Here is a 2,330-nt window from a genome sequence, read left to right on the forward strand (position 1 = left end):
TCTCCGCCAAAACCGAGCGAACCCTCGAGCAGGCCGGGGACGAACCACTTGAAACCCACCGGGACCTCCAGCAGTTCACGGCCGAGGCTTCCGACGACCCGGTCGATCATCGACGAACTGACCAGCGTCTTGCCCACCTTCACACTCGAGCCCCACCCTTTTCGGTGCGAGAACAGGTAGTCGATGGCGACCGCGAGGTAGTGGTTGGGATTCATCAGTCCCCCATCGGGAGTGACGATTCCGTGCCGGTCCGCGTCGGCGTCGTTGCCGGTGGAGATGTCGAACCGGTCCCGGGCTCCGATCAGCGAGGCCATGGCATTCGGCGACGAGCAGTCCATGCGGATCTTGCCGTCGGTGTCGAGGGTCATGAACCGCCACGTGGCGTCGACGAGTGGGTTGACGACCTCGAGGTCGAGCCGGTGGATGTCGGCGATCGCACCCCAGTAGTCGACGCTCGCTCCGCCCAGCGGGTCGGCGCCGATCCGCACGCCGGCACTCCGGATGGCGTCGAAATCGAGAACGCTCGGCAGGTCGTCGATGTAGAAGCGGAGGAAGTCGTACCGCTCGGCCCGCGCGATCGCCCGGGCCGCCGGGACTCGCCGCACCCCCGAGAGGTCCCGCCGGAGTAGCTCGTTCGCCCGGTCGGCGATGATCGTCGTCGCCTCGGAGCCGGCGGGGCCGCCGTGCGGCGGGTTGTATTTGAAGCCGCCGTCGCGGGGCGGGTTGTGCGAGGGCGTCACGACGATGCCATCGGCCCGCGACTCCGGACCGCTGCGGTTGTAGCGGAGGATCGCGTGACTGACCGCGGGGGTCGGCGTGTACCGGTCCCGCGAATCGATCAGCACCGTCACGTCGTTCGCGGCCAGCACCTCGAGCGCGGACGTCCACGCCGGCTCGGACAGGGCGTGGGTGTCGCGCCCGAGAAACAGGGGTCCGTCGACGCCCTGGGACGCCCGGTACTCGACGATGGCCTGGGTGGTGGCGAGGATGTGCGCCTCGTTGAACGCGGTGTCCAGGCTCGACCCGCGGTGGCCGGACGTCCCGAACAGCACCTGCTGCAATGGGTTCTCGGGGTCGGGCACGCCGCTGTAGTACGCGGTCACCAGGTGCGCGATGTCTACGAGATCCTCCGGCAGTGCCACCTGACCCGCCCTGTCGTGCGCCACGAGACCTCCTGGAAACGTTTCGGGATCGAACTCGGCTCCAACCCATCCTGCACCCTCGCGCCGGAGTCTGCCGTCAAGACGTCAATCGGAACCCCAGCCAGGCGACGGCCAGACCGGCCGCCACACTCGCGACCGTGTACACGATGGACGTGAGCGCCAGCCTAATCCGCAGCAGTCCCACCGATTCCACCGCGAACGTCGAGTACGTGGTCAGTCCGCCGCAGAAGCCGGTGCCCAGCAACGCGAACGTCTGCGCGGACATCGACGCCCCCGACAGCAGTCCGAGGATCAGGCACCCGGCGACGTTCACGAGGAAGGTGGCCACCGGGAAACTGCGGTATGAGTCGACGTACCGGCCGGCGAGGTACCGCGTCGTTGCACCGAGCGCGCCGCCGAGCGCCACGAGGAGGACGGTCATGCGGCCGCCTTCCGCGCCAGCCGGTGGCGGTGACCGACGAGCATCCCCAGCCGCGCCGCGAGCATGGCGGGAACCAGGGTGGCCACCACGTAGAGGGTCGCGGTCAGCGCGTCCTCCCGCACCGCGTCGACGGCGAAGGTCGAGAACGTGGTGAAACCGCCGAGGACGCCGACTCCCAGGAACAGCCGCGACAACCGGTCCGGTCCCACCGTCTCGGCGAGGTAGCCGAGCAGCAGCGTCCCGATCACGTTGATCACGAGGATGGTCCAGATTCCCGGCCACAGCTCGGACAGGAGGAATCTCGTACTCGCGCCGAGCGCACCGCCCAACGCGACCACGGCCACCGGTTTCGTCAGGGACACGGCACACATCGTGTCACGGCGGCCTGCCGGGATGGTCGAACTCCGATGCACACAAAAAATCCGGGCCGGAACACCTGGTGGTGTCCGGCCCGGACTTAGTGGAGCTGCCGGGAATTGAACCCGGGTCCTCCGCAGCAAAGCTAGGGCTTCTCCGTGTGCAGTTTGCTATGTCTCTACTTGGATCTCCCGGTCTCGCAAACAAGCCAGGATGACGATCCCAGTCGCTGTTGGTTGTCCCGTTCGACTCCGCGACCGAGTCGAACGGTAAAGCCCTCTAGCTGATGCCAGTACCCGGACCGAGGGCGAACCCGGACTGACAGACACGCAGTCGCTACTTAGGCAGCGAGTGCGTAGTCGCGCTGATTGGAATCGGCGCTTATATGT

The 2,330-nt window shown here is 67.2% G+C and carries 3 protein-coding genes and 1 other RNA gene; all 4 read right to left on the reverse strand.

What is annotated here, in order from left to right:
* Positions 1-1,166 (reverse strand): phosphoglucomutase (locus MLGJGCBP_RS18425; RefSeq protein ID WP_160097510.1); only part of this gene is annotated, 1,166 nt, incomplete at its 3' end.
* A gap of 73 nt (positions 1,167-1,239) precedes the next feature.
* Entirely contained in the window at positions 1,240-1,584 is a 345-nt protein-coding gene (crcB, locus tag MLGJGCBP_RS18430) for a fluoride efflux transporter CrcB (protein WP_160097511.1), read from the reverse strand.
* Complete coding sequence (locus MLGJGCBP_RS18435; protein ID WP_160097512.1) at positions 1,581-1,955, reverse strand: fluoride efflux transporter FluC; 375 nt, start codon at positions 1,953-1,955, stop codon at positions 1,581-1,583. The genes crcB and MLGJGCBP_RS18435 overlap by 4 nt, the downstream gene beginning before the upstream one ends.
* A gap of 87 nt (positions 1,956-2,042) precedes the next feature.
* Positions 2,043-2,330, reverse strand: a transfer-messenger RNA (tmRNA) gene (gene ssrA / locus MLGJGCBP_RS18440); the annotation flags it as partial.

Source organism: Rhodococcus sp. T7 (assembly GCF_009872365.1).
Taxonomy (GTDB): Bacteria; Actinomycetota; Actinomycetes; order Mycobacteriales; family Mycobacteriaceae; genus Rhodococcus_F.